Raw genomic sequence first — 24,847 nt, forward strand, 5'->3', positions numbered from 1 at the left:
GTGTGGCCCGGGCCCTTCGGCGCAATCATGACGACATCCACGGTCGACTTCGGCTCGATCAGGCCGAAATGCACGTTGAGGCCGTGCGCAAAGGCAATCGCCGCGCCATCGCGGATGTTCGGCGCGATCTCGTTCTTGTAGATGTCGGCCTGCAGTTCGTCGGGCGTCGCCATCATCATCAGGTCGGCCCATTTGGCGGCGTCCGCGACGGTCAACACCTTGAGCCCGTCGGCCTCGACCTTCTTGGCGGTCGCCGAGCCGGCCTTAAGACCGATGGCGATGTCCTTGACACCGGACTCCTTGAGGTTGAGCGCATGCGCCCGGCCCTGGCTGCCATAGCCGATGATGGCGACCTTCTTGCCCTTGATGAGGTTGAGATCGGCGTCACGATCGTAATAGACACGCATTTTCGTCTTCCTTCCCGTTTTGAAGATCAGAGCATGATGCCGAAAAGTGTGAAGCGGTTTTCGGACGACATCATGCTCTATCTCTTTGATTTAGAGCCGGATTCAGATTTCAGGTCGACTTGACCTGAAATCATCCGGCTCTGGGGCCTAGCGGCCGGTTGTTTGCTCCATGGAGAGCGAGAAACTGCTGCGTCGCACGGGCGGCATCGCCACCGATCGTCGCCTCAGTCAATTCCAGCCGGTCGCCGAGCAGAAGCCTCATCTGCACATCGCGGGCGACCAGCCCGAAAAAGGTGCGGAATGCCGTTTCGGAATCCGCGAAATCCAGCAATCCGGCCTCGCGTCCCGCTTCCAGCACCGGCTTCAAGCGCCTGGCGAGCGCGAAACGTCCATTCTGCAGCACTATGGCGCCGAGGTCATCCTTGCCGGAACCGGCATGGCCGACGGCTACCCGGTTCAGCGCGATCGAGGTGTCGCTCGAAATCACCTTGAGCCAGTCCGAGGCAAAGCGTTCGAGGCTCGCCGTCAGCGAGGCGATATCGAGGCCCTTGCGGTCGACGGGCGCCACGCGCACCTTGGAGGCCTGCCACTGCACCGTCGCCGTCAACAGCCCGTCGCGGTCGCCGAACCATTTGTAGAGCGTTTCCTTGGAGCAGCTTGCCCGCCGCGCCACCGCGGTCATGGTCAGGCTATCGCCCTCCTCGACGAGCAGGCGAAGGGCAGCGTCGAGAACGGCCTGCTGCCGCTCCGTCAGCGTCTCGCTGCTGTCGATCTCGGCGCCTGCCTGCAACACGTTTCTTTCTCGCCTGATGAAAGGTCACGCCTGGTTGCGTACCGTACGTTACGGTTCGGCATATTGCGCAATCCTGCTGCCGACGCAAGGACAAAATGGAGAAAATCATTTTGGTATCCAGATGCAGCGCGCAAACCGCCAGGTCTGGCTGGCTCAGTCGCCGGCAGGCGGATCGCGCAACCTGCCGAGCAGGGTGGCCAGTGTCTCAACGTCCTCGACCGGAAGCCTGGCGCCCACCAACTCGGCGATCGACCGCCCGTAGACGGCCCACATGCGGCGACGCGTCTCGCGCCCGCTGCCGGTTGTGCGGATGGTCTGGCCGCGGCCGTCATCCGCGACCGGCAGCTTCTCGACCAGGCCATCGGCCTCAAGCCGCGCCAGCAGCCGCGAGATGTTGTATTGCGCAAACAAGGTCCGCTCGATCAGCTGGAACGGCCGCAGCCCGCCCTCGCCCGCTTCGGCAAGCTCGTGCAGCACGTCGTACCAGGCAAGCGGCGGCAGGCCGTTCTCCTTCAGCGCATCCTCGACCTTTTCCACGAGCTGGCGCGAAACGCGTATCAGGCGGGCCCAGGCCTTGATGGCGGCAGGCGAAGGGGAGGTTTTCTCGGTCATGCCAAATCATAGAAGGTAGATGCAATTGCATCAAGCTTGACGATCAATGCATCTGCATCTATATAGATGCATCTGCATCGATATGAAAGGCAAATCCGATGAAGCACGAAATCTGCAAGATCGCCGACATCCCGGAGACGGGCAGCCTGATTGCCCCGTTCTTTGGCCGCGAGGTGCATGTCTGGCGCAGCGGCGACCGCGTCCGCGCGGCCGCCAATGCCTGCCTGCATTTCGGCGGACCACTCGACTGCAAGGACGGCAAGCTCGTCTGCCAGTGGCACGGCGCATCCTTCGATATGGCCAGCGGTGACCGCGTCGAAGGGCCGGCGCCTAAAAACGCGCGCCTGATGTTTCTCTCGACTCGCGTCGAGGACGGCGCGCTCAACTATGTCTGGGGAGAGTGAGATGTCCGGCAAGCTCACACTCGTCAGCCATCATTTGTGCCCCTATGTGCAGCGGGCGGCGATCTCACTCACAGAGAAGGGCGTGCCATTCGAGCGCGTGATGATCGATCTCGCCAACAAGCCGGACTGGTTCAGGGCGATCTCGCCGCTCGGCAAGGTGCCGCTGCTCAGCGTCGATCGCGATGGCGAGGAGACGGTGATTTTCGAATCGGCGGTGATCCTCGAATACCTCGAGGAAACCGAAGCCAATCCGCTGCACCCCGTTGATCCGCTGACGCGCGCCCGGCACCGCGCCTGGATCGAGTTTGGTTCAGCCATCCTGAACGCCATCGGCCGGTTCTACTCCGCTTCCAGCGAGGCCGCGTTCCGGTCCGAAGCCAGCGGCCTGTCGGCGATGTTCGATCGGCTGGAGGCGGAACTGGCAGACCGCACGAGCCCGGGGCCCTGGTTCACCGGCGCGTATTTTTCACTGGTCGACACCGTCTACGGGCCGATCTTCCGCTATTTCGACGTCTTCGACCGGATCAGCGATTTCGGCATCCTCGATCGAAAGCCGATGGTCGCGGAATGGCGCCAGGCGCTGAGCGAACGGCGGTCGGTGAAGGAAGCGGTCGACCAGGATTATCCGCAGCGCCTCGAGGCCTTCCTGCGCGCCAAGGCTTCGCGTTTGTCTCAGATCATCCGGCAAGGTGATCAGGCCACCGTGCTTCCTAGCCTCGATTTCGACATTCGTCTCGATAGCGATCGCCTCGCGCCAGGCGGCGCGGAACAGCACGCCGAACAGGGCCGCACGATGCACCGCCAGCCCGAAGCGGCCGCCGCGTTGGGCGTCATAGCGGATGTCGAGCACCGTGCGGCCGCTTCCGGCGTCGGCGCCGTGCAGTCGGTCGATGCGGCTGCCCAATGAGAGGATGTCGTCGAGCAAGCCAAGCTCGGCCAGCACGCTGAGCCCGGTCGGCTGCAGGATCAGCCCGGAACCGACCGGCTTCGGTTCATCGAACCGCTCGAAGACGGTGACGTGGTGTCCTGACCGGTTGAGATAGAGCGCCGTGGCCAGCCCGGCCGGCCCGGCGCCGGCAATCGCGATATCGAGAGATTCTTGCATTGCCCGCCCAGCCCGAACAGCAGCATTGCCAAATCAAGCCACCGCGCTAACGCATCGCGCCTTAGGCTTGCGCGGCGTCGAATGCGGCTCGCGCCTCGCGCACCGCGTCATGGTTGAGTTCGGCCCATTGGACGACCTGATACAGGGGCACGAACATCGAACGCCCGAGATCGGTCAGGCTGTATTCGACACTTGGCGGCTTGGTTGGGAACACCTCGCGATGGACGTAGCCGTCGCGCTGCAGTTCGTGCAGGGTTTGGGTCAGCATGCGCTGCGAGATGTCGGGAACCAGCCGCCGCAGTTCACCGAAGCGATAAGGCTTTTCCGCAAGCGCCGTTACCAGCAACGGGCTCCATTTGCCGTTCATGCCTTGCATGACGTCGCGAACCGGGCAATTGGCGAAATTGGCGCCGTCCGTCATCGCCTTGTAGATCTCGATCTTCGATTTCAGATTGACGATCTTGCCGTCCATCGCTGGTTCCCTGCGTGTGCCTACCTCCCGGAAAACTGCCTTCTTTACGGAGAGCGGTCAATTCCTAATTTAGTGCTGGTCTCTTTTTGAGACCATCAAGAGCACCCGCCGCTTCGGCGCAACATCAGGATCACTCCATGAGCGAAACCCTTCTCGTCACCGGCGCCTCCGGCCAGCTTGGCCGCAGCGTCCTGCGCCATCTGCTCGACGCGCAGAAGATTGCGCCGGCGCGCATCATCGCCACCACGCGCAATCCCGAAAGCCTCGCCGATCTCGCGGCGCTCGGCATCACCGTCAGGGCGGCCGACTTCAATGACCAGGCCTCGCTGGAACAGGCCTTCGAAGGTGCCGACCGAGTGCTGATCATCTCGACCGGCGACCTCGACCTCAAGAGCGACCGGCGCCTCAAGCAGCATCAGGCCGCGGTAGCCGCCGCCAAGGCGGCCCGCGTTTCGCATCTGCTCTACACCTCGATGCCCAATCCGGAGCCGGGCTCGCCGGTGCTGTTTGCCGGCGACCACTACGGCACTGAACAGGCGATCAAGGCGAGTGGTATCGCCTACACGATCTTCCGCAACGGCTGGTACCAGGAGAACCTGTTCCTGGCGCTGCCGCACGCAATTGCCTCGGGCAAGTGGTATACGTCGGCGGGCGAAGGGCGTATCGCCCATGGAGCGCGCGACGACATGGCCGCCGCGATTGCCGCCGGCCTCGCTTCCGGCTCGACCGACAGCCGGATCCACACGCTGACCGGCCCGCAGGCCTATACGACGACCGAGATCGCCGCCCTCGTTAGCGAGGTCACCGGCAAACCGCTTGAAGTCATTCAGTTGCCCGACGAGGCCCTGACCGAGGGCGTGAAGGCAGCCGGCGTTCCCGAGGAGTTCGCCCGCGTCATCGTTTCCTTCGACGCCAACACCCGCTCCGGCCGCATCTCCATGGTGACGGACGCGATCGAGACGCTGTCGGGACGCAAGCCGAAGTCGCTGAAGCAGTTCCTCGAGGCGAACAAGGCAGCGCTCGCCGGCTGAGGCGGCAGCACGCGGTCACAACTGTGAAGGCCGCGCTCCTTGCGGGCGCGGCCTTTCTCTATATCGCCACCTGCGTGCCGATCTCGACCACGCGTCCGGTTGGGATCTGGAAGTACTCTGTCGCATCCGCCGCCGTTCGTGCCAGGCCGATGAACAGCCGGTCCTGCCACAGCGGCATGCCGGAATTGGGAGAGGCTTTCAGCGAACGCCGCGACAGGAAGAAGGACGTCGTCATAATATCGAACTTCCAGCCCTGCTTACGGCAGATCGCCAGCGCGCGCGGGATGTTGGGCTGCTCCATATAGCCGAAGTTCAGCGTCACCCGCATGAACAGTTCGTTGACCGTCTCCATCTTGACGCGGTCGCTGTCGGGCACCACCGGCTGCGGCGCGGTCACCACCGAGAGGATGACGTTCTGCTCGTGCAGCACCTTGTAGTGTTTCAGGCTGTGCATCAACGCGGTCGGCGCGCTCAAGGGATCGCTGGTCAGGAACACGGCCGTGCCCGACACCAGCTGCGGCTTCTTCTTCAGCAGGTTGCCGGCGAGGAAATCGAGTGGGATCTCGTTGCGACGGGTCTTGTCGAACAGGTAGCGGCTGCCCCGCACCCAGGTCCACATGGCCATGATGATCGCGAAGGCCACCGCCAGCGACGCCCAGCCACCCTCAAATACCTTGACGATGTTGGAGGCGAAGAAACCGACGTCGATGAAGGCGAACAGCGCCGTCAGGCTGATCGCCAGCCAGGACGGCCATTTCCAGATGCGCGACATGACGACATAGAGCAATACCGTCGTCACCAGCATATTGCCGGTCACCGAGATGCCGTAGGCCGAGGCCAGCCTGCTGGATTCGCCGAAGCCGACCACCAGCAGCATCACCACCAGCGCCAGCAGCAGGTTGACGCGCGGCATGTAGATCTGGCCGGACTGCTTTTCCGACGTGTGCAGGATCTCGAGCCTGGGCAGCATGTTGAGCTGCACCGCCTGCCTGGTCAGCGAAAAGGCGCCGGAGATCACCGCCTGGCTGGCGATGACGGTCGCGGCGGTCGCCAGCACCACCATCGGTATCAGCGTCCAGCCCTCGTTCATTTCAAAGAACGGATGGCCGACGACGCCGTTCTTCGTCAGCACGAAGGCGCCCTGCCCGGCGTAGTTGAGCAGCAGGCAGGGAAACACGATCGCCAACCAGGCGAGCACGATCGGTTTGCGGCCGAAATGGCCGAGATCGGCATAGAGCGCCTCGGCGCCGGTGACGGCGAGGAAGATGGCGCCGATGGTGACGAAGGCGACGTCCGGCGAATGGATCAGGAAGGCGACGATGTAGTGCGGGCTGACCGCCAGCAGGATTTCGGGATCGTCGATGATGTGGTTGAGGCCTGACAGGCCGATGGCGAGGAACCAGACAGCCGTGATCGGGCCGAAGATCAGCGCCACGCCGCCGGTGCCGAACCGCTGCACCGCGAACAGGATCGCCAGGATGAGCAGCGTCAGCGGCACCACGTAAGGCTGGAAGGCAGGCGTAACGACATTCATGCCTTCGACCGCGGACAGCACCGAGATGGCCGGCGTGATGACCGCATCGCCAAAGAACAGCGAAGCGCCGACGATGCCAATGGCGAGGATGATCGCCGAGCGCGTGGCAAAACTGCTGCGCGCCAGCGCCATCAGCGACAGCACGCCGCCCTCGCCGCGGTTGTTGGCGCGCAGCACGAACATGATGTATTTGATGGTGACGATGATGGTCAGCGACCAGATGATCAGCGACAGCACGCCGAGAATGTCGCCGCGCTCGGCGACCTCGCCGCCCGACGACGCCACCAGCGCCTCGCGGAACGCGTAGATCGGGCTCGTGCCGATATCGCCATAGACCACACCGAGCGCGCCCAGCATCAACACCTTGGTGCTGTGCTGCTCGATTTCTGGATGGCTCGATTGGTCGACGGGTTCTGCCTCACTACCAGTGTTGGCAAGGGCCATAAACGACACTCCGATAAACGCGCGGTGCTCTACGCTTGCTGCGATGCAATATCAAGTGCCGTCACGTTATGGCTTCCATGCCGGCAACGCGGGGCTTGCCTCTCTACCAACCGCAAGCTCCGAGAAACCGTCCCACCGTGCCGGCCATGCCATACTCCAATGCATCGGCTGTCAACCCGTGACCGATTGACACTTCGGCCAACGCCGGAATGCGCTTTGCCAGCGCCGGCAAATTGGCCACCGTCAGGTCGTGCCCGGCATTGACCTGCAGCCCCGCGGCAAATGCCGCATCCGCTGTTTTTCCCAATTTTTCCAGTTCCTTGGCTGCCTTGATGGAATCGGAATGGCAACTGCCGTATGGGCCCGTATAGAGCTCGATGCGGTCGGCGCCGGTGTCGCGCGCGGCATTCACGCCGCTCGGATCCGAATCGGCAAACAGCGACACGCGAAAGCCGCTTTTCTTCAGCCGCTTGACGATCGGAGTGAGGAACGCCGCGTCGGCGATGAAGTTCCAGCCATGGTCCGACGTTGCCTGGCTTGGATCGTCCGGCACCAGCGTCACCTGGTCGGGCTGGTGCTGTTCCACAAGCGCCAGGAATTCCTCCGTGGGATGGCCCTCGATGTTGAATTCCGCCTTCGGGAACTCGTCGTCGATCAGCGCCCTGATCTGAGGCAAATCGGCGCGCCGCGTGTGCCGCTCATCGGGCCGCGGATGCACGGTCAGCCCGTGCGCGCCGGCGGCGAGCGCAATGCGGCCGAGCCCGATCACGCTCGGCCAGGGCAGATCGCGGCGGTTGCGCAGCATGGCGATGGCGTTGAGGTTGACGGAAAGCTTGGCGGGCATGGCTTCGGGTCCCCGAGTGCATTGGCGGCGCATCTATACCGTCTTTGGTGGGAACAGACAGGGGGTTTCCGGTGTTCCAGACGGAAGGACGGCCGCAAGCGGAAGGAGGTGCCTGTGAATTTCCTCGAAACCGTGCCGGCGATACGCCGCATCGACACCGACCGCGACGACCTTCTCGCCATCGACGTCGTCGGCGATGTCACCGGCGCCGATGCAGAAAACCTGTTCGGCCTGCTGGAGGCCGCCTGCGCACTCCATTCGAAGATCGACGTGCTGGTGCGGCTCGTCGAACTCGGTGGTGTTGACTGGAGCAATGTCGCCGGCGAAACGCTCACACAGGGCACGACCTTGGCGCTGCGGCATGTCGGCCGCTGCGCCACGATCGGCGAGCCGGACTGGACTAGCGAGTTTCACGGCCTTCTTGCAAAACCCCTGCCCGTCGACCTCAAGTATTTCAAGGCCGAGGACGAGGCCGCCGCCTGGAAGTGGCTCGGCGCCGTACCGATCGCGCGACGTTGACGGGCCGCCTTACCTGACCACGGTCAGCCGCTCCGCAGCCCGCGTGATCGCCGTATAGAGCCAGCGCTGGCGTGTTTCCTTGAAGGCCCAGCTTTCGTCGAACAGCACGACGTCGTTCCATTGCGAACCCTGCGCCTTGTGCACGGTCAGCGCATAGCCATAGTCGAAATCGTCGAAGCGCTTCTTCTGCTGCCAGGGGATCTCGGCGTCGGGGTCCTCGAACGCCGCCTTGAGCAGCTTGATCTTGGCGACGCCGCGGTCCGGATCGTCCTCTTCCGGCGAGACCAGCAGGTTGATGCCGGGCTTCACCGTCTCGCGCGACGAGGTCATCACCTTCCACAGCGAGCCGTTGAGCAGGCCCTTGGCGGGGTCGTTGCGCAGGCAGACCAGCTTGTCGCCGGCCTGCGGGAAGTCGGCGTTGAAGCCCTTCAACTCGCGCAGCCGCTGGTTATAGCGCCTGCGCGTGCGGTTGGTGCCGACCAGCACCTGGTCCGCCTTCAGCACCAGTTCCTGGTTGACGTCTTCCTTGCCGATGACCTGCGCCGTGCCGTAGTCGCCGCGCATGAATTCGCGGCCTTCGCGCACGTCGAGCGCCAGCCGTATGATCGGATTGTCGCGCGCCTGGCGATGGATTTCGGTGAGCAGAACGTCCGGTTCGTGCTCTGTGAAGAAGCCGCCGCCGGATATCGGCGGCAGCTGCGCCGGATCGCCGAGCACCAGGATCGGCGTGCCGAAGCTCATCAGGTCGCGGCCGAGTTGCTCGTCGACCATCGAGCACTCGTCGATGACGACCAGCTTGGCGCGCGCGATCGGGCTTTGCCGGTTGAGCGAGAAGGTCGGCGAGATCGACGTCTTGCCGGTCACCTCGTCCGACACCGATTCCTCGCCCTTCGGCCTGTAGATCAGCGAATGGATGGTGCGGGCATTGACCGCGCCCTTGGAGCGCAGCACCTGCGCCGCCTTGCCGGTGAAGGCGGCGAACTGAACCTGGCCGTCGACATGCTCGGCGAAATAGCGCGCCAGGGTCGTCTTGCCGGTGCCGGCATAGCCGAACAGCCGGAAAATCTGCGGCCGGCCATCCTTCAGCCAGCGCGCGACCGCCTTCAAGGCCTCGTCCTGTTGGGGGGAGAATTCCATCAGCTGGAAAGACCGGATTCGCGAGCGAAAGACAAGGTCAGCGGCCATATCGACCACCGCCGGTGGTGAACTCGGCGTCTACTGCGGCTCAAACTATCAGGCGCCAACTAGAACGTAAAGGGAACAAATCTTATCGCGTCTCAGTTGGATTCGAACGGCGTGGAGGTCAGGCAAGAGCCATCGCCGCTGGCGGGTCGCGATCGTCGGGTGGAACGGGGACAGGAACGTATCCGGCATAGCTGACACTGACGCGCGCTTGCCCTTTCGAGCGCGACCGGAGCGTATCCTCCAGCTTGAACATGTTTGCGAGCGGCACTAGCGCATTGACGACCACCTCCATCCCCCGGATTTCTTGACTCTCGATCTTGCCGCGACGGCTCTTCAGGTCGCCGGCAATGTCGCTGACATAATCCTCCGGCGTCACCACCTCGACCTTCATGATCGGCTCAAGCAACCGCACGCCGAGTTTGGGCGCTGCTTCCCTGAAGCAGGGGCGACTTGCGATCTCGAAAGCAGAAGCCGAAGAGTCGGTTTCGTGACAGGCGCCATCCACTAACGTCGCCTTGACGCCGATCATCGGGAACCCTGCAAAGGGGCCCAAGGATAGGACGCTGCGCAGCCCCTTTTCGACTCCCGCAATATATTCGTCTGGCATCGCACCGTCGACGATCGTGGACACAAATACGAAGTTCGCGTTATATGCGTTCGGCTCGAACGCAATCTTGACGCGAGCGAACTGGCCCCTACCGGCGAAAATCCTCTTGTGGGTGTAGTCCTGTTCGCAGGCGTGGGTGATCGTTTCGCGATAGGCCACTTGCGGAGCACCGACATTCACGCCGATCTCAAATTCGTCGCGCAGGCGGTCGACCATGATGACCAGGTGATACTCGTCCCTGCCGGCGATGATCGTTTGGCCCGATTCCTCATCTGACGTAACTTGGAAGTCAGGATTCTCATCCGCCAGCTTCGACAAGGCGACAAGCAGCTTCTCCTGATTGGCTTTCGATTTCGGCTCGATCGCGATTTGAAGCAAAGGCCATGGCGCGGCAGACGATTCCACCTGGCCCCTACCGCCCGCGGTCGAGTTGGGGATCGTTCTCGAGCAGGATCGGCTTGCCGTGCGGCGTGGCGTGCGCGGCGCGCTCCCAGGCAGCGGCAAGCGTGTCGACCTCGACCCTGCCGGCGACGCCCTTGGCCGACAGCAAGCTCTCCAGCGCATCCAACCAGTGCTCGTAATAGTCATGGCCGTCGGCTGCTGCACCCGGCTTCTTCACTTCAGCGGACAATGCGTCGGCCCATTCGCGCCAGGAAAACAGGCCCTTGTCATGCAGCGCCACCGTCATGGCGAAGACTTCGGCCTGCCACGGCTCGGCGAAGACCGGCTCATCGAAGGCCGCCGGCAGGTCTTCACGCCGGCTCAAGATAGCTCTCCCAGGCATCGATCGACACGGTCAGCGTCGGGTCGGCGCCATCGCCCCAGATCTCCGTGCCGTCGAAGACGACCGTATAGACCCATTGCGGGTTCTCGCCTTGCCCGTGCGCGTTGCTGTCGGGAAAGACAAAACCCTCGCGCACCGCCTCGATGGTGCCTTGCCTGCCGCGCGCATAGCGCGGCAGCCGCGTGTGGCCGTTCGGATTGAAATTCTTCGTCCGCACCCGCTGGCCGGCCTTGAACAGCGCCGGCGTGGCGACCGGCCGGTTGCATGGGCCGCCCCTGGCCAGCGCAGCCGGCACGTTTTCCGCCTTCAGCACCCTCTTGGGAGTCGCGGCCGGATCGATCGCCCGGCCCTCGGCCAGATCGCGGTCACTGATGAAGCCATGTCGCTTGAGCAGCACTTCCAGCGCCTTGATCCAGATCTGGTAGTAGCTGGAAGCATAGTAGTCGGCCGGATGCAGAGATTCTCGCGCGTGCCGGCTCTCGTCGATGTTCCAGGCGCCCATGGCGCCGGCGGTGAGCGTCACGCCGAGGGCCCGCCCTTCCCAGGCGGCATGGAAATAAGGCTCGTCCGTTTCGGGCGCGACCGGTCCGAAACCCATCTGCCCGCCGAGATCCTGCGGCCCGTTCATGCCGGCTCCCCCGTCATGGCGGCGCCTTGGCCAGCGCGGTGCCGATCATCGCATCGCGGCTCACCAGCTCGGCCAGTTGCTCCTCGCTCCAGCCCTCGGTGCCCTTCGGCCGCATCGGCACCACCAGATAGCGCAGCTCCGCCGTCGAATCCCAGACGCGGATCTTCTTGTCCGCCGGCAGGGTCAGGCCGAATTCGGCCAGCACGCCGCGCGGATCGATCACCGCCCGCGAGCGATACGGCGGCGCCTTGTACCAGACCGGCGGCAGGCCGAGCACCGTCCATGGATAGCAGGAGCACAGCGTGCAGACGACGAGATTGTGCGTCTCTTCGCTGTTGAAGACGGCCTGCATGTGCTCGCCCTGCCGGCCGGTATAGCCCAGCGATTCGATCGCCGCCGTCGCATCGCGCCTCAGCCAGTCGGCATAGGCCGGATCGGTCCAGGCCTTGGCCACCACCTGGGCGCCGTTGCGCGGGCCGATCTTGGTCTCGTAGGTGTCGACGATGACGTCGATCGCGGCCGGATCGATCAGGCCTTTCTGGGTGAGGATAGTTTCCAGCGCGCGCACGCGCGCCGCGAACGGATCGAGTTCGTTGTCATGGTCATGATCGTGGGACATGAGCTCAGACTAGAACCGCCGACACGTGGCCGCAAGCATGACGGCTTGGGCCAGCAAGCGGCGGTCGAGCTATTCGGCCGCCGCTTTCTGGAGCTGGATGACCCGGCCTTCTTCCGGATCGAACAGCGACGGTTGCTCCGCACTTTCGACAGCATGCAGCGCCGACCGGCTCTTCTTAAAGGAGAAGCCGAGCAGCCAACCGGAGAAATTCTCGAAATAGACGTAGATCACCGGCGTGACGAAGAGCGTCAATGCCTGCGAGGCGAGCAGGCCGCCGACCACCGCGACGCCGAGCGGCTGGCGCAGTTCGGCGCTGGCGCCGGTGCCGAGCGCGATCGGGAACGTGCCCATCAGCGCGGCAAGCGTCGTCATCATGATCGGCCGGAAACGCATCAGGCAGGCCTTGTGGATGGACTCCACCGCCGACATGCCCTCGCGCCTGAGCTCCAGCGCCACATCGACCATCATGATGCCGTTCTTCTTGACGATGCCGATCAGCATCAGGATGCCGATCACCGCGATCACCGAAATATCCATGCCGGCAAACCGCAGCGCCACCACCGCCCCGAGCACCGCCGACGGCAGGCCGGTGAGGATGGTGAGCGGATGGATGAAGCTTTCGTAGAGCATGCCGAGCACGATGTAGATGGTCAGGATAGCGCCGCCGATCAGCAGCCCCTGGTTGGCGAGCGAATCCTGGAAGATCTTGGCGGTGCCGGCAAAGCTGGTGCCGATCGTTGTCGGCATGCCGACCTGCTCCTTGAGTTGGTCGATGCGGGTCACGCTGTCGCCCAGCGCCACGCCCGGCGGCAGATTGTAGGAAATCGTCACCGCCGGAAGCTGGCCGAGCTGGTTGACGGTGAGCGCGCCGGCCGTGCGGTCGACATGGGCGAAGGCGCCAAGCGGCACCAGGCTGCCGCTCGCCGTCCGCACCTGGATGGCCAGCATGCGCTCGGGCGACCATTCGATCTTCGGGTCGAGCTCGGTGATCACGGCATAGCTGTCGGCCGAGCCGAAGATCGTCGAGACCTGATCGGTGCCGAAGCCGCCATAGAGTGCCGAGCGCAACGTATCGGTATCGATGCCGAGCTGGGCGGCCTTGTCGCGGTCCACCACCAACGACGCCTGTAGGGCATTGTTCTGCAGGTCGCTGGTGACATCGGCGAAGAAATTGTGGTCCGCCGCCATCGCGTCATTCAGCTTCTGTGCCCAGATATCGGTCTGGCCGGTATCGAGGCCTTGAACCACGAGCTGGTAGGCGCTGGCCGACGACCGCGAACCCAGCCTCAGGTTCTGCACCGGCTGCATATAGGTCTCGATGCCGGCCACCCCTGCCAGTTGCTTGCGCAGATCCGAGAGCACCTTTTCGATGTCCGGGCGCTTGTCCTTGTCCTTGAGCTGCACGAACAACTGGCCCTGGTTGAGCGCATTGTTGCCGCTGCCCGCCGACCACGCCACATGATCGACATAGGGCGAGTGGGAGAAAACGCTGGCCACCTGGCCCTGGAGCTTCGCCATGGCGTCGAACGAGATGTCCTGGCGTGCGACCGTCGTCACCGATATCTGGCCGATGTCCTCCTGCGGGAAGAAGCCCTTCGGCGAGACCTCGATCAGCCAGACCGACGCCGCAGCGGTGCCGATGAAGACGAGGAACACCAAAAAGGTGTGGCGCAAGCAGAAGCTCAGCAGCCAGTCGTAGCAGCGTGTGACGAAGTCATGCCTGTGGCCGCCTCCATGGGCTTCCCTCTCCGCCTTCGAGACCGAAAGCAGGCGCGAGCAGAGCATCGGCGTCAGCGTCAGCGAGACGAACATCGACGCCAGGATGGCGACGGTCACCACGACCGCGAACTCGTTGAAGATGCGGCCGATGACGCCGCCCATCAACAGCACGGGAATGAACACCGCCACCAGCGAGATGGAGATCGAGATGATGGTGAAGCCGATTTCGCGCGCGCCCTTCAGCGACGCGTCGAAGGCCGAGAGCCCGTCTTCCTCCATGTGCCGGAAGATGTTTTCGAGCATGACGATGGCGTCGTCGACGACCAGGCCGACGGCGAGCGTCAGTCCCATCAGCGAGATGTTGTCGATGGAAAAGCCGAACAGGAACATCGCGCCGAGCGTGGCGATCAGCGAGATCGGCACGGCGACGGCCGGGATGATCGTCGCGGTGACGCGGCGCAGGAAGACGAAGATCACCATCACCACCAGCGCGATGGTCAAAAGCAGCGTGAATTGGACGTCGTCGACGGCCTGGCGGATCGAGGTCGAGCGGTCGTTGAGCAGCTTGATCGAGGCGGCGCCCGGCATCTGGTCCTGGAAGGACGGCAGCATCGCCTTGACCCTGTCGACGACGTCGACCGTGTTGGCGTCCGGCTGGCGCTGCACGGCCATGATGATCGCGCGGGTGCCGTCATACCAGCTCGCTGTCGTCGTGGTCTGAACCGAATCGACGACGCGGGTCACATCGCCCAGCCGTACCGGGTGACCGTCTTTGGTGGCGATGATGAGATTCGCGAAACCCGCCGCGTTGTTAAGCTGAGTATTGGCGGTGATGGTCAATTGCTGCTTGTCGTTCTGCAGCACGCCGAGCGGCGTGTTGCTGTTGGCCGACGCCACCGCCGTCTGCAGCTGGTCGATCGAGATGCCGCGCGCGGCGAGCGCCGTCGGGTCGATCTGGATGCGCACGGCGTATTTCTGCTGGCCGTAGATCGAAACCTGCGCCACGCCGTCGATGGTCGACAGCGAGGGCGAGATGACGTTCTCGGCGAAGGCATCGAGATCGGTCAGCGGGACCGTGTCGCTGACCAGCGACATCAACAGGATCGGCGCGTCGGCCGGATTGACCTTGCGATAGCTCGGCGGCGCCGTCATCTCGGGCGGCAGCGACCTTTGCGTGCGCGCGATCGCCGCCTGCACGTCCGCCGCCGCTGCGTCGATGTCGCGGTTGAGCACGAACTGGATGGCGATCGAGGTCTGGCCGAGCGAATTAGTGGTCGAGATGGAATCGATGCCGGCGATCGTGGCGAACTGCTTGATCAGCGGCGTCGCGACGGAGGTCGCCATGGTCTCCGGCGAGGCGCCGGCCAGTTGGGCGGAGACGTTGACCACCGGAAACTCGGCGCTGGGCAGCGCCGCGACCGGCAGGAACTTGTAGGCGAACAGTCCGCCCAGCACGAGGGCGAACGACATCAGAAGGGTGGCGACGGGCCTGCGAATGCAGAATTCGGAGATCATTGGCTGGCCTCGCCCGCCTTGCCGGCTTGCGCCACCTTGGGTGCGCGCTGGGCGCCGCCATTGGTCGCCGCCTTGCCCTCATGCACGGCCGCGCCGTCCTTCAACCTGGTCTGGCCCTCGACGACCACCTTCTCGCCACCCTTGAGGCCCTGGCTGATGGCGCTGTTGTCGCCCTCGGTCAGCGCCACCTGGACGGGGCGCATCTCCACCGTATTGTCCGGCTTGACGACGTAGACGAACGGCCCCTTCTGGCTGGGCTGCACCGCGACCGTCGGGACCGAGGTCATTTGCGGCATCGTGCCGGCGTCGAGCACGACGTTCACATACTGGCCGGGCCATAGCGAGAGATCCGGGTTCGGTATGCTCGCCCGAGCGGCGATGGTGCCGGAGGCGGTGTCGACGCTGGAATCGACGAAGTCGAGCGTGCCCTTGCCGATCGGCGTCGGATCGCCGTCCTTGGTCAGCGTCACGTCTCCTTGCTGCGGGTCGGCCAGCGCCTTGTGCAGCAAGGCGAGGTTGCTCTCGGGCAGCGTGAAGTTCACCTGTAGCGGGTCCATCTGCGTGATGGTGACGAGCGGCGCCGTGCTGCTGCTGCCGTTGCTGGTGGTGACGAGATCGCCGACCGAGACATTGACGGCGCCGAGCTTGCCCGAGATCGGCGCCGAGATCGCCGCGTAGCTCGACTGCACTGTGTCGGCGTCGATGGTGGCCTTGTCCGCGTCGATGGTCGCGGCAGCCGCCTTCTGCGCCGCCAGCGCCTGATCGTAGGTCTGCTGCGTGCCGGCCTGCTTGGCGACGAGATCCTTGGCACGCTGCAGGTCGGCCTGGGCGCTGACCAGCATCGCCTGGTCCTTAACCAGCGTCGCCTGGTCTTTTGCGAGCTGCGCCTTCAGCGCCCGGGCATCGAGCGAGAACAGAAGATCGCCGGCCTTGACCATCTGCCCGTCCTTGACCGCGATCGAGACGATCTGGCTGGAGACGCGGGCGTTGATGGCAACCACGGCCGGCGAGGATACGAAGCCGATGGCATAGCGGCGGATGGGGAAATCGGCGGTGGTGGCGGCCGCGGAAACGATCGAGGCCGAATGCGTGCCACCGCCGCCGCCCTTTGCGTTGTCCGGTGCCTTGGCCGTCTTGTCCGTGCCGTTGCTGGCGGCCTGACGGCCCGAAATCAGTTGCTGGACTTTGCCCAGCGCCGTCGGCGAAAGGTAGAGACCGGCCCCGGCAACGCAGGCCAGCGCAATCACCGCAAAGACGATTTTTCCGCGCATCGACAACAAGCCCTCTCACGCGACACGCCGAATCCGGTGGTCTATTTCTGCTCGATCCGCGGCGCCTTGCCGCGAATTTCGTCGAAATAGATAGGACAACGCTTTGGCGGAAAAGGGCCAAAACACGGCATTACGAAGATTTAATGTGCAGTGCACAATAAGGAGGCAACCCGACCGAAGGGCCGGGGTCGCGACCTAAGATCTGTTGAGATTCAGGTAGGCCGAGTCGAAAACGGTGATTACCGGAGCGGAGCGTACTTTTGGCTACGTGAGCACCGGAAGCGCAGGAAGGCGCCGTTTGCAGACCGGCCTTACCTGAATATCAAAAGATCTTAGCGCAGCATCGGCCACAGCGTCGCCGCCAGCAGCACACCCATGGCGATGTTGAACCATTTCAGCCGCACCGGATCCGACAGGAACCCGCGCAGCGCCGTGCCGAAGCCCGCCCACACCGAGACGCTCGGCAGGTTGACGATGGTGAAGGCGACCGAGATCAGCACCACCGACAGGAACGGGTGCTCCGCATTGGCATAGACGGCCATGGCGGTGATCGCCATCACCCAGGCCTTGGGATTGACCCACTGGAATGCGGCCGCATCGATGAAGCGCATCGGTCGCGCTTCCGTCTCGCCCTTGCTGCTCAGCGAACGCGACATGGCGATCTTCCAGGCGAGATAGAGCAGATAGACGCCGCCGGCGATCTTCAATCCGGTGTGCAGCACCGGAAACGCCGTCAGCACCGCGCCGAGCCCGAAGCCGACGGCAAGCAGCAGCACCAGAAATCCGATGCTGATGCCGAGCATGTGCGGAACGGTCCTGACGATGCCGAAATTGACGCCGGAAGCCAGCAGCATGAGGTTGTTCGGCCCCGGCGTGATCGAGGTGACGAAGGCGTAGACCAGGAGCGCAAGGAACGTTTCAAGCGGCATGACGTCCTCCCAGACAAGTCATCGCGTCGAATAGGTCAGTATAATTGTCCTTTTATACCGGGCGCGCAAAGGCCACCCTGGAGCATCAACCGGGCCAGACGGTCAGGACGGAAATGACGACCTGCCGGCGCTTCGGCGCCGGCCTCCTACATGCCCTGCGGGCCGCGGTTCATCGCCGCCACGCCGGTGCGGCAGATCTCTACCAGGCCGAGCGGCTTCATGATCGCGATGAACTGGTCGAGCTTGGAGCCCTTGCCGGTGATCTCGAAGATGAAATGCTCGGTGTTGGCGTCGATGACGCTGGCGCGGAAGGCGTCAGCCAGTCTCAGCGCCTCGACGCGGCTGTCGCCGGTGCCGGCGACCTTGACCAGGGCCAGTTCCCGTTCCAGCGGCCGCTCCTGGCCAAGCTCGTGCGAGCGTACGGTGAGGTCGACCACGCGGTGCACCGGCACGATGCGCTCGAGCTGGTGCTTGATCTGCTCCAGCACATGCGGCGTGCCGCGCGTCACGATGGTGATGCGTGACAGGTGCTTCTCGTGCTCGGTTTCCGAGACGGTCAGGCTCTCGATGTTGTAGCCGCGGCCGGAGAACAGGCCGATGACCCGGGCAAGCACGCCCGGCTCGTTGTCGACCAGCACGGAGAGGGTGTGGTTCTCCGGCTTTTCCGTTTCCTTGGCGATGAAATAGGCGGAGCCGGTCGGTTGGAGCTGTGCGTTCATGGGGTGAATCTCGATTTCAACTCTTGGGTCTAATTCTCTGTTTGCGCACGGCTTCCTTCGACCAGCCCTGCCTTGGCTCGTCGCCTACACCAGTTCCCTGCCTTTGGCGTCGATGGCATTGGCCACCGCCTCGTCGGTCGCCTCGTCGGGGAGCAGCATCTCGTTATGCGCCTTGCCCGACGGGATCATCGGGAAGCAGTTGGCCAAAGTCGCCACGCGGCAGTCGAACAGCACCGGCTTCTTCACCGCGATCATTTCCTTGATCGCGTCGTCGAGCTCGTCCGGCTTGTCGCAGCGTATGCCGTGGCCGCCATAGGCTTCGGCCAGCTTGACGAAGTCCGGCATCGCCTCGGTGTAGGAATGTGACAGCCGGTTGCCGTGCAGCAGCTGCTGCCACTGCCTGACCATGCCCATATACTGGTTGTTGAGGATGAAGATCTTGATCGGCGCTTCGTACTGCACCGCCGTGCTCATCTCCTGCATCGTCATCTGCACCGAGGCATCACCGGCGATGTCGATGACCAGCGCATTGGGATGCGCGATCTGCACGCCGAGGGCTGCCGGCAGTCCATAGCCCATCGTGCCCAGCCCGCCCGACGTCATCCAGCGGTTCGGCTTCTCGAAATGATAGTGCTGCGCCGCCCACATCTGGTGCTGGCCGACCTCGGTGGTGATGTAGGTGTCCATGTCCTTGGTCAGCGCATACAGCCGCTGGATGGCGTATTGCGGCATGATCACATCGGCGTTCGGCTTGTAGGCCAGCGAGTCGCGCGCCCGCCATTTGGCGATCTGCTCCCACCACGGGTAGAGCGCCTTCTTGTCGGCCTTGGCGGTCGCCCGCCACAGCCGCACCAGATCCTCCAGCACCCGGCCGACATCGCCGAGGATTGGCACGTCGGTATGGACGTTCTTGTTGATCGACGACGGATCGATGTCGATGTGGATCTTCTTCGAGTTTGGCGAGAACGCGTTGAGCCGCCCGGTGATGCGGTCGTCGAAACGGGCGCCGATGCAGATCATCACGTCGCAATCGTGCATGGCCATGTTGGCCTCGTAGGTGCCGTGCATGCCGAGCATGCCCACCCAGTTCTTGCCGGAAGCCGGATAGGCGCCGAGCCCCATCAGCGTCGAGGTGATCGGGAAGCCGGTGAGATCGACCAGTTCGCGCAGCAGATGGCTCGCCTCCGGACCGGAATTGATGACGCCGCCTCCCGAATAGATGATCGGCTTCTTTGCGCTGGCCATCAGCTCGACCGCCGCCTTGACCTTTTCCAGGTCGCCCTGGACCTTCGGCTGGTAGCTGGTGCGCGGCGCCGTCTGCGGCGGCACATAGGTGCCCTTGGCGAACTGCACGTCCTTCGGAATGTCGACGACGACCGGGCCGGGACGCCCGGTGGTCGCGACATGGAAGGCTTCGTGGATCGTGGCGGCGAGCTCGTTGACATCCTTCACCAGCCAGTTGTGCTTGGTGCAGGGCCGGGTGATGCCGACCGTGTCGCACTCCTGGAAGGCGTCGGAGCCGATCAGCGAGGTCGGCACCTGGCCGGTGAGACAGACAAGCGGGATCGAATCCATCAGCGCGTCCTGCAGCGGCGTCACCGCATTGGTGGCGCCGGGACCGGACGTCACCAGCAGGACGCCGGCCTTGCCGGTCGAGCGCGCGTAGCCTTCCGCCGCATGGCCGGCGCCCTGCTCGTGCCTGACCAGAATGTGCTCGACCTCGTCCTGCTGGAAAATTTCATCGTAGATCGGGAGAACCGCGCCGCCCGGATAGCCGAAGACATGCTTGACGCCGTTGTCCTTCAGCGCCTGCACTACCATTTCGGCGCCCGTCATTTCGCGCCGCTCGTTCCGCTCGTTGCTCATCGGTCCTGGTCCCGTACTGTCGCCATTTGGGCGTTGCTGGTCGTTTAGTCGTGTTTCGGGCAATAAAAAAGGCCCCCGAGGGAGCCTGTGTGATGCGCATGGGAGGTTTTCGCCCGGCGGTTACACCGCCTTGCCCACGCGCAGTCCTACGAGAACGAGTGCCGTTTTCATGGTGGCGGACAGTAGAGGCGGGAAAGCCGGCCTGTCAACCGGGAAAATGCTCCCGCCTCGCTACCATTCGCGCTCCGTCCCAACCGGTTCACCGAGCCGGCTTGCAATGCGCGACACGCGGATCGCATTTGGCTCCCTTCCTCGCCTGCACCGAGGTCGGGCGATGCGGCTCGGCCTTCGCCGGGCCATGATGCGATGCGCGCATCGCCAGCATCTGCTGATGGTTGAGCCTCCTGCGCGGCGCATGCTTGCCGTCGGATGTCTCGCCGATCTCCACCTGCCCGGCGCCGGCGATCACCCGCTTGTGCTTTCGGTCGGCGGCGTTCGGTTCCCCTTCGGCGATCGCCGCTGCGGGCCGGATCGTCCTGACGCCCGCGGGCTGCTTCGGCCCATGGCCGGCGGCCTCGGGCGTGCCTGCGATAACCGGCGCAGCACCTTGCGCCGGCAAGGAAGCGTTGCCGGCCTGCATCTTGACGGCCTCGCCCTTCGATGGATCGAGCCGGGCCCCGCCAAAGTCGCCCTTACGCGGCGGGACGATCTTCGCCGCCTTAATCGACGTCACGACCGCCTTCGGAAGCTCAGGCAGGCGCGGCCCCGCATTGATCGCGACGACCTGGTTGCCGAGCCGCACACGCGGCGCGTTGTTGACGACCACGGTCTGGTTGATGATCGTCGTGTTGCGGATGATGGTTACGTTTTCGCGCACCGGCCGCACGACGGTGACGAGATCGGCCGCGCCGATTGCTACCACCGGCGCGAAGCACCACCAGCCCTCGTCGACCGCGACATCGGCAATACGCGGCGGCGCCGGTGCCCAGCCGATGTCGTCGCTGCCCTGGCGCCACACCACCCAGGCCGGCGCCCATTTGTAGCCGGCGATCCAGACCCAGCCGAGTTCGGGATCGTATGCCCAGCGCCCGTAGTGGAAGACGATGCCGCCGAACGGCTCAGCCGACTCCCAGTACCAGCCCTCGTCGGTCCACACCCATCTGCCTTCCGTATAGGGCCGCCATTCAGGCCGGACGGAGGGAACCCACACCTCGCCGAACCGGCTGGAAGTCCGCCATCCGCCGTAAGTCGCGAGCCGCTCGCGGACGGTCACGGAGACCACGGCCGCGTGGGCGGCCTGGTAGGACGGCGCCGCCAACGGGGATGCGATGGTCGCGCCCAAAGCCAAGGTGACCGCGACAGCCGCTGCCAGCCCGCGCCGGGCGAATGGATGGATCGAGGACAATTGCATGACGCGCTCCCGGTTCCTTGCATCGCCATTGGCCCCCGCGCTCGTTGTCTTGAGCCGCCATGGCCGCAATGCGGCAAAAACCGATCACGATTGCGCGACCATCGAGACATGACGGCGTTGGTGAGACCTGCGCGGCGCAACGGCCGCGCAGGCCTTCCGTTCAGGCGCGGAGCACCACGCCCCTCGCCTTGGCCCAGCGCTCGACGATCTTGCGCTCCTCCGCCGTGGCGAGACGGTTGCCGAACCCGCGCACCTGGACAGCGCGGTTTTGCGGGTCGAGCTCGATCGTCAGCAAGCGCTCGATCTTGCCGAGCGCCTTGCGCCGCAGCACCCAGATCGAGGCGTTGCCGGCGATGCACTTGGCCGCATACAGCGAGACGCAGTGATGCATCGCGCGGCTCTCGGCGACCAGGTCCTCGGCCGTCCTCAGCTGGCGAACGAAGAACCGCTCGCCATGCGCCTTCGCCTCCTTGGCGGACGGCTCCCAGTCCCAGTCCTCGAGCCGCGAGCCGTCCCACGCAGGGCCTTGCGCCTGCTGCCCTTTCCCGGCGGCGCGGCGGCGCAGCGCCTCGATGCGCTCGATCGCGGCGATGTCGCGGTGCCATTCCACCATCTGCCTGCGCAGCGAGACAAGCGTGCGCCCCTTCAGGCTGTAGGCTCGATCGCGCCGGTGCATGGCGCCGAGATAGTCGCACAGGTCGTCGATCTCCTCCCGCGAGGTGGGATGTCCGCAGAAGAATCGCGCCACCTCGCGCCAGAAGGCAATCTCGCCGCGTGGCGTGCGCGCGATCTTCGTCCGGGCGAGCCGCGTGGCCAGGCCGGGATCGTCCGTGCAGGACCGGGCGATCGCCAACCAGAATGCCTCCTCGAAGGTGAAATCGCCGACGACGTTCACGAAGCAATGCACTTCCTTGCGCGACAGCCAGGCATTGGCGCCCGCCTTGTAGAGCGAGTCGCTACGCGCGGCCGCGACGTACCAAGCCTTGCGAAGCGCGACCTCGTCGGCGTTCAGCCCCGAGCTATCCAGCCAGATGGCCTCCAGCGCAGCCGAAACCGGATAGCGCGCATAAAGAAAACGGGCGGCCGCCAGCCGCAGCCGCGCAGGGTCGCGCGTCTTCAGCTTCGGGCGCCACAAGGCGCCGTCGCGGATGGCCCTGCGGGCAAAGCCCCGGCATGCTTCCTCGATCGCCCGTTCGAAATTCGGAGCGGGACGCGGCACGGCGGTAACCCGCCGCAGCGTTACCTGATATGCTTCAATGCGTTGGCGCTCGGCGTCCTGCCTGAGCTGGATCATGGACTTGGCCATGGCCGTTCTTCCTGATTGGACCCCTGTCAGCCGCACGCAATTCCAGCGTCGGCACGGAATGTGTCGATCTGGATTGCCGGGACATTGACAGGTCTCCTTTCGGGAAGACGGATTAAGGATGGGCGGCTTCTCTAGGCTCGCGGCAGATTTGATGCAAGAGGCATTCTTTCAAGACTTATGATCGGTGACAGAGTGTTGCCCGGAAGCATCTCTAGTCTTTCAGGCAACCACTATTGTCGGTGTGTCTCTCTGAAATGGGTCGCGATTGCATGACATCTGTCGCCAGGCATCATGCAGCCTTTTCCGCCGCGAACTTCCTCACCACCCGCTCCAGCAGCGGCACGTAGTCACGAAAGGCGCGCGTCTTCATGTTGGCGACCTTGCCGCCCTCGTCCCAGATGCGGACGCGCACCGCCTCCTCATGGAACGGGTTCCTGCGGAACTCGGCCACCTCCTCGGCCCTCATCGGCCCGCCCTGCAGCGACAGTGTATGGACAGAGGCCGGCGAGAGCTTGCCGAAATAGGTCGGGTCGGTGGCGCAGAGATAGCGCTTGGCCGAGACATGCAGCCGGACGCATTCGACGATGACCGGCGGGAAGAACGGCGCCAGCACCTCGCCGCCCGCCTCGTCATGGTGCTTGTCCTCGACATCGTCGGGCGAATAGGTGCCGAACTCGCTGGTGTAGTGTCCGATGTCGTGCAGCAGCGCAGCCGCCACCAGTTCGTCCGGCGCGCCGTCCTGCTCTGCCAGCCACGCGCCCTGAAGCATGTGCTCCGACATGGTGACGGGCTCGCCGAGATAGGATTCGGCACCGCGTCGCTCAAAAATGTCGGCGATGAATTCGACGATGTTGCCGCTGTTCAGCGCCTGCCCGTTCATTCCGCCGCCTCCCTGAAATCGTGCTCGATCGCCGCCAGCGTCGACAACAGCCCGTCCTTGTCGGCGTAGCAGCCCTGCAGCCAGCGCTTGCCCGAGCCGGAAAACGCCTTGCGCGCATGCATGACGCGGGTGTTGTCGACGATGAAGGCCTGCCCAGCTTCCAGCTTGAAGGTCACCTCGAAGGCGGGATCCTCGATCAGTTCGGCGAACCGGCGATAAGCGGCGTAGTATTTGTCCATCTCGGCGAATGGCACGTCGACCGTCGGCGCCAGCGAGCGGTTGTTGAAGCGGATGCAGATCAGCTCGCCGTCCGGTCCGAGCTCGATCATCGGACGCTTGGCCTTGAGCCGCACGCCAGACGAGCCGGCATATTCGAAGCGCGCCGGATAGGAACTCAGCAGACGGAACCCGTGCGGATCTTCGACCTGCAGCGCAGTCGCCACCGCGAAACCGTCGACGACGGTGGATTCGCCGCCCCAGACGGTGTTCTCGATGCAGGCCAGGATCTGCAGCGTCGGCACCGGATCGCGGTATGGATTGTCGGTATGCGCCTGCAGGCCGAGATTGGTGTAGGCGAGATTGTTCGGAATAACCTCGGCGCGCACCTCGAACCAGCGCCCGTAATTGGTTTCCCTGATGTAACCGAACAGGTCGGACACCTTGCACAGCGCCCCCGACTCCGCCGGCAGGCCATCCATCACCGCAAAGCCGTAAGTCCTCACCGCCGAAAGCCATTCCCTGAGCACGCTGCGATCGTGGCTGGCAGCCGCATATGCCGCGCGCGGCACCGAGTTCTGCATCGTCGCCCTTGTCCAGCATTGAACCACGTCGGCCGTCCAGCCTCCCTTGCGCAGTTCGACGCGGTCATAGGCATGCGTGTACAGCCAGGCTTGCGGGAAGCTGACGGTCTTTTGCTCGGGCACGAAGCTGATCTCCAGGGCGCCGCCCTTGATCGAGACTGCTCCAATCCGCGTCTCGGCCGGAATGTCGAGGATGGTGATCAGGCGCTGCCCGTTGCCGGCGCTGCGCGTCTTGTCGTCCAATGCATTGTCGCGCAGCCACATGGCGTGAAAACGGGTGCGCGTCCCGTTCTCCCAGCTGAGTTCGATCGTCCGTCCCTCGTCGCCGATCAGCGCCTTGGTCAGCATCCAGCAGCTCCATCTTTCCCGCATCCGCAGGGTTTCGGGTTGCATGATGCTGACTTCGTAGTCATAACTCAAATTATCATTTTGCAGACTATGGC

At 64.2% G+C, this 24,847-nt stretch carries 23 protein-coding genes and 2 pseudogenes; 4 read left to right on the forward strand and 21 right to left on the reverse strand.

The genetic code is table 11. The annotated features are described in order from the left end of the window. From EN742_RS02395 to EN742_RS02405, 3 genes are all read right to left on the reverse strand, one after another. Positions 1-407, reverse strand: a 407-nt coding sequence (locus tag EN742_RS02395) for an NAD(P)-dependent oxidoreductase (RefSeq protein WP_189375133.1), incomplete at its 3' end; no start/stop codon positions are given. Between the two features lie 130 nt (positions 408-537). Then, positions 538-1,200, reverse strand: coding sequence for a TetR/AcrR family transcriptional regulator (locus EN742_RS02400; RefSeq protein ID WP_128332366.1), 663 nt, complete (start codon positions 1,198-1,200; stop codon positions 538-540). Between the two features lie 153 nt (positions 1,201-1,353). Then, complete coding sequence (locus EN742_RS02405; RefSeq protein WP_126053987.1) at positions 1,354-1,812, reverse strand: MarR family winged helix-turn-helix transcriptional regulator; 459 nt, start codon at positions 1,810-1,812, stop codon at positions 1,354-1,356. Positions 1,813-1,910: 98 nt separating this feature from the next. On the opposite strand from EN742_RS02405, the gene EN742_RS02410 reads away from it, so the two are divergent. Next, positions 1,911-2,216: a Rieske (2Fe-2S) protein gene (locus EN742_RS02410; protein WP_126053986.1), complete on the forward strand. Its 306-nt coding sequence runs from the start codon at positions 1,911-1,913 to the stop codon at positions 2,214-2,216. 1 nt (position 2,217) lies between these two features. Beyond that, positions 2,218-2,784 (forward strand): annotated as a pseudogene (locus EN742_RS02415) (glutathione S-transferase family protein); the annotation flags it as partial. Here the strand turns inward: EN742_RS02415 and EN742_RS40195 are convergent. Both EN742_RS40195 and EN742_RS02425 read right to left on the reverse strand, forming a co-directional pair. Continuing rightward, positions 2,683-3,321 carry an FAD-dependent oxidoreductase gene (locus tag EN742_RS40195; protein ID WP_348628272.1) on the reverse strand — a complete coding sequence of 213 codons (639 nt, stop codon included), beginning with the start codon at positions 3,319-3,321 and terminating at the stop codon, positions 2,683-2,685. The pseudogene EN742_RS02415 and the gene EN742_RS40195 overlap by 102 nt on opposite strands. A gap of 61 nt (positions 3,322-3,382) precedes the next feature. Next, complete coding sequence (locus EN742_RS02425) at positions 3,383-3,793, reverse strand: helix-turn-helix domain-containing protein (RefSeq protein ID WP_128332367.1); 411 nt, start codon at positions 3,791-3,793, stop codon at positions 3,383-3,385. Between the two features lie 137 nt (positions 3,794-3,930). Here EN742_RS02425 and EN742_RS02430 point away from each other — a divergent pair, with 137 nt between their 5' ends. Further along, on the forward strand, positions 3,931-4,824 hold the full coding sequence (locus EN742_RS02430) for an SDR family oxidoreductase (RefSeq protein WP_128332368.1): 894 nt from the start codon (positions 3,931-3,933) through the stop codon (positions 4,822-4,824). Positions 4,825-4,882: 58 nt separating this feature from the next. On the opposite strand, the gene EN742_RS02435 is transcribed toward EN742_RS02430, so the two are convergent. Further along, complete coding sequence (locus EN742_RS02435; RefSeq protein ID WP_126053982.1) at positions 4,883-6,802, reverse strand: potassium transporter Kup; 1,920 nt, start codon at positions 6,800-6,802, stop codon at positions 4,883-4,885. A gap of 103 nt (positions 6,803-6,905) precedes the next feature. Then, positions 6,906-7,646, reverse strand: coding sequence for a pyridoxine 5'-phosphate synthase (locus tag EN742_RS02440; protein WP_127405875.1), 741 nt, complete (start codon positions 7,644-7,646; stop codon positions 6,906-6,908). 114 nt (positions 7,647-7,760) lie between these two features. On the opposite strand from EN742_RS02440, the gene EN742_RS02445 reads away from it, so the two are divergent. Next, positions 7,761-8,165 (forward strand): STAS/SEC14 domain-containing protein, encoded by a 405-nt coding sequence (locus EN742_RS02445; RefSeq protein ID WP_127405874.1) that lies wholly within the window; start codon positions 7,761-7,763, stop codon positions 8,163-8,165. A gap of 9 nt (positions 8,166-8,174) precedes the next feature. On the opposite strand, the gene EN742_RS02450 is transcribed toward EN742_RS02445, so the two are convergent. From EN742_RS02450 to EN742_RS02515, 14 genes and pseudogenes are all read right to left on the reverse strand, one after another. Beyond that, on the reverse strand, positions 8,175-9,302 hold the full coding sequence (locus tag EN742_RS02450; RefSeq protein WP_127400594.1) for an ATP-dependent RecD-like DNA helicase: 1,128 nt from the start codon (positions 9,300-9,302) through the stop codon (positions 8,175-8,177). Between the two features lie 166 nt (positions 9,303-9,468). Next, positions 9,469-10,344: pseudogene (locus tag EN742_RS02455) on the reverse strand (translation factor GTPase family protein); the annotation flags it as partial. Positions 10,345-10,369: 25 nt separating this feature from the next. Beyond that, positions 10,370-10,723 (reverse strand): nitrile hydratase accessory protein, encoded by a 354-nt coding sequence (locus EN742_RS02460; protein WP_127405872.1) that lies wholly within the window; start codon positions 10,721-10,723, stop codon positions 10,370-10,372. Continuing rightward, a complete protein-coding gene (gene nthB / locus EN742_RS02465) occupies positions 10,710-11,369 on the reverse strand; it encodes a nitrile hydratase subunit beta (protein ID WP_127405871.1) in 660 nt (219 codons plus the stop codon). Before nthB ends, EN742_RS02460 begins: the two co-directional genes overlap by 14 nt. Positions 11,370-11,382: 13 nt before the next feature. Continuing rightward, positions 11,383-11,988, reverse strand: a complete 606-nt coding sequence (nthA, locus tag EN742_RS02470) for a nitrile hydratase subunit alpha (RefSeq protein ID WP_128332369.1) — start codon at positions 11,986-11,988, stop codon at positions 11,383-11,385. Between the two features lie 69 nt (positions 11,989-12,057). Continuing rightward, positions 12,058-15,222, reverse strand: coding sequence for an efflux RND transporter permease subunit (locus EN742_RS02475; RefSeq protein ID WP_127405869.1), 3,165 nt, complete (start codon positions 15,220-15,222; stop codon positions 12,058-12,060). Then, positions 15,219-16,493: an efflux RND transporter periplasmic adaptor subunit gene (locus tag EN742_RS02480; protein ID WP_128332370.1), complete on the reverse strand. Its 1,275-nt coding sequence runs from the start codon at positions 16,491-16,493 to the stop codon at positions 15,219-15,221. The genes EN742_RS02475 and EN742_RS02480 overlap by 4 nt, the downstream gene beginning before the upstream one ends. 332 nt (positions 16,494-16,825) lie before the next feature. Next, positions 16,826-17,422 (reverse strand): LysE family translocator, encoded by a 597-nt coding sequence (locus EN742_RS02485; protein ID WP_127406890.1) that lies wholly within the window; start codon positions 17,420-17,422, stop codon positions 16,826-16,828. 146 nt (positions 17,423-17,568) lie between these two features. Further along, a complete protein-coding gene (gene ilvN, locus EN742_RS02490; protein ID WP_006204962.1) occupies positions 17,569-18,141 on the reverse strand; it encodes an acetolactate synthase small subunit in 573 nt (190 codons plus the stop codon). An 84-nt stretch (positions 18,142-18,225) separates the two neighbouring features. After that, on the reverse strand, positions 18,226-20,007 hold the full coding sequence (locus tag EN742_RS02495; RefSeq protein WP_127285088.1) for an acetolactate synthase 3 large subunit: 1,782 nt from the start codon (positions 20,005-20,007) through the stop codon (positions 18,226-18,228). A 259-nt stretch (positions 20,008-20,266) separates the two neighbouring features. Then, positions 20,267-21,418 carry a DUF6600 domain-containing protein gene (locus EN742_RS02500; protein WP_128332371.1) on the reverse strand — a complete coding sequence of 384 codons (1,152 nt, stop codon included), beginning with the start codon at positions 21,416-21,418 and terminating at the stop codon, positions 20,267-20,269. 160 nt (positions 21,419-21,578) lie between these two features. Beyond that, positions 21,579-22,724, reverse strand: a complete 1,146-nt coding sequence (locus EN742_RS02505; protein WP_127407432.1) for a PcfJ domain-containing protein — start codon at positions 22,722-22,724, stop codon at positions 21,579-21,581. A 289-nt stretch (positions 22,725-23,013) separates the two neighbouring features. Beyond that, a complete protein-coding gene (locus EN742_RS02510) occupies positions 23,014-23,604 on the reverse strand; it encodes an HD domain-containing protein (RefSeq protein ID WP_128332372.1) in 591 nt (196 codons plus the stop codon). Further along, positions 23,601-24,847: gamma-butyrobetaine dioxygenase (locus EN742_RS02515; protein WP_245492242.1), on the reverse strand; the 1,247-nt coding region annotated here is incomplete at its 5' end. The genes EN742_RS02510 and EN742_RS02515, both read right to left, overlap by 4 nt.

Source organism: Mesorhizobium sp. M4A.F.Ca.ET.020.02.1.1 (assembly GCF_004022645.1).
Classification (GTDB): Bacteria; Pseudomonadota; Alphaproteobacteria; order Rhizobiales; family Rhizobiaceae; genus Mesorhizobium.

What these genes read in the sequence shown, in the direction of transcription:
- EN742_RS02405 (WP_126053987.1), bottom strand. Translation starts at nt 1,812, where the DNA reads ATGACCGAGAAAACCTCCCCTTCGCCTGCCGCCATCAAGGCCTGGGCC.
- EN742_RS02410 (WP_126053986.1), top strand. Translation starts at nt 1,911, where the DNA reads ATGAAGCACGAAATCTGCAAGATCGCCGACATCCCGGAGACGGGCAGC.
- EN742_RS40195 (WP_348628272.1), bottom strand. Translation starts at nt 3,321, where the DNA reads ATGCAAGAATCTCTCGATATCGCGATTGCCGGCGCCGGGCCGGCCGGG.
- EN742_RS02425 (WP_128332367.1), bottom strand. Translation starts at nt 3,793, where the DNA reads ATGGACGGCAAGATCGTCAATCTGAAATCGAAGATCGAGATCTACAAG.
- EN742_RS02430 (WP_128332368.1), top strand. Translation starts at nt 3,931, where the DNA reads ATGAGCGAAACCCTTCTCGTCACCGGCGCCTCCGGCCAGCTTGGCCGC.
- EN742_RS02435 (WP_126053982.1), bottom strand. Translation starts at nt 6,802, where the DNA reads ATGGCCCTTGCCAACACTGGTAGTGAGGCAGAACCCGTCGACCAATCG.
- EN742_RS02440 (WP_127405875.1), bottom strand. Translation starts at nt 7,646, where the DNA reads ATGCCCGCCAAGCTTTCCGTCAACCTCAACGCCATCGCCATGCTGCGC.
- EN742_RS02450 (WP_127400594.1), bottom strand. Translation starts at nt 9,302, where the DNA reads ATGGAATTCTCCCCCCAACAGGACGAGGCCTTGAAGGCGGTCGCGCGC.
- nthB (WP_127405871.1), bottom strand. Translation starts at nt 11,369, where the DNA reads ATGAACGGGCCGCAGGATCTCGGCGGGCAGATGGGTTTCGGACCGGTC.
- nthA (WP_128332369.1), bottom strand. Translation starts at nt 11,988, where the DNA reads ATGTCCCACGATCATGACCATGACAACGAACTCGATCCGTTCGCGGCG.
- EN742_RS02475 (WP_127405869.1), bottom strand. Translation starts at nt 15,222, where the DNA reads ATGATCTCCGAATTCTGCATTCGCAGGCCCGTCGCCACCCTTCTGATG.
- EN742_RS02480 (WP_128332370.1), bottom strand. Translation starts at nt 16,493, where the DNA reads ATGCGCGGAAAAATCGTCTTTGCGGTGATTGCGCTGGCCTGCGTTGCC.
- EN742_RS02485 (WP_127406890.1), bottom strand. Translation starts at nt 17,422, where the DNA reads ATGCCGCTTGAAACGTTCCTTGCGCTCCTGGTCTACGCCTTCGTCACC.
- ilvN (WP_006204962.1), bottom strand. Translation starts at nt 18,141, where the DNA reads ATGAACGCACAGCTCCAACCGACCGGCTCCGCCTATTTCATCGCCAAG.
- EN742_RS02495 (WP_127285088.1), bottom strand. Translation starts at nt 20,007, where the DNA reads ATGAGCAACGAGCGGAACGAGCGGCGCGAAATGACGGGCGCCGAAATG.
- EN742_RS02500 (WP_128332371.1), bottom strand. Translation starts at nt 21,418, where the DNA reads ATGCAATTGTCCTCGATCCATCCATTCGCCCGGCGCGGGCTGGCAGCG.
- EN742_RS02505 (WP_127407432.1), bottom strand. Translation starts at nt 22,724, where the DNA reads ATGGCCAAGTCCATGATCCAGCTCAGGCAGGACGCCGAGCGCCAACGC.
- EN742_RS02510 (WP_128332372.1), bottom strand. Translation starts at nt 23,604, where the DNA reads ATGAACGGGCAGGCGCTGAACAGCGGCAACATCGTCGAATTCATCGCC.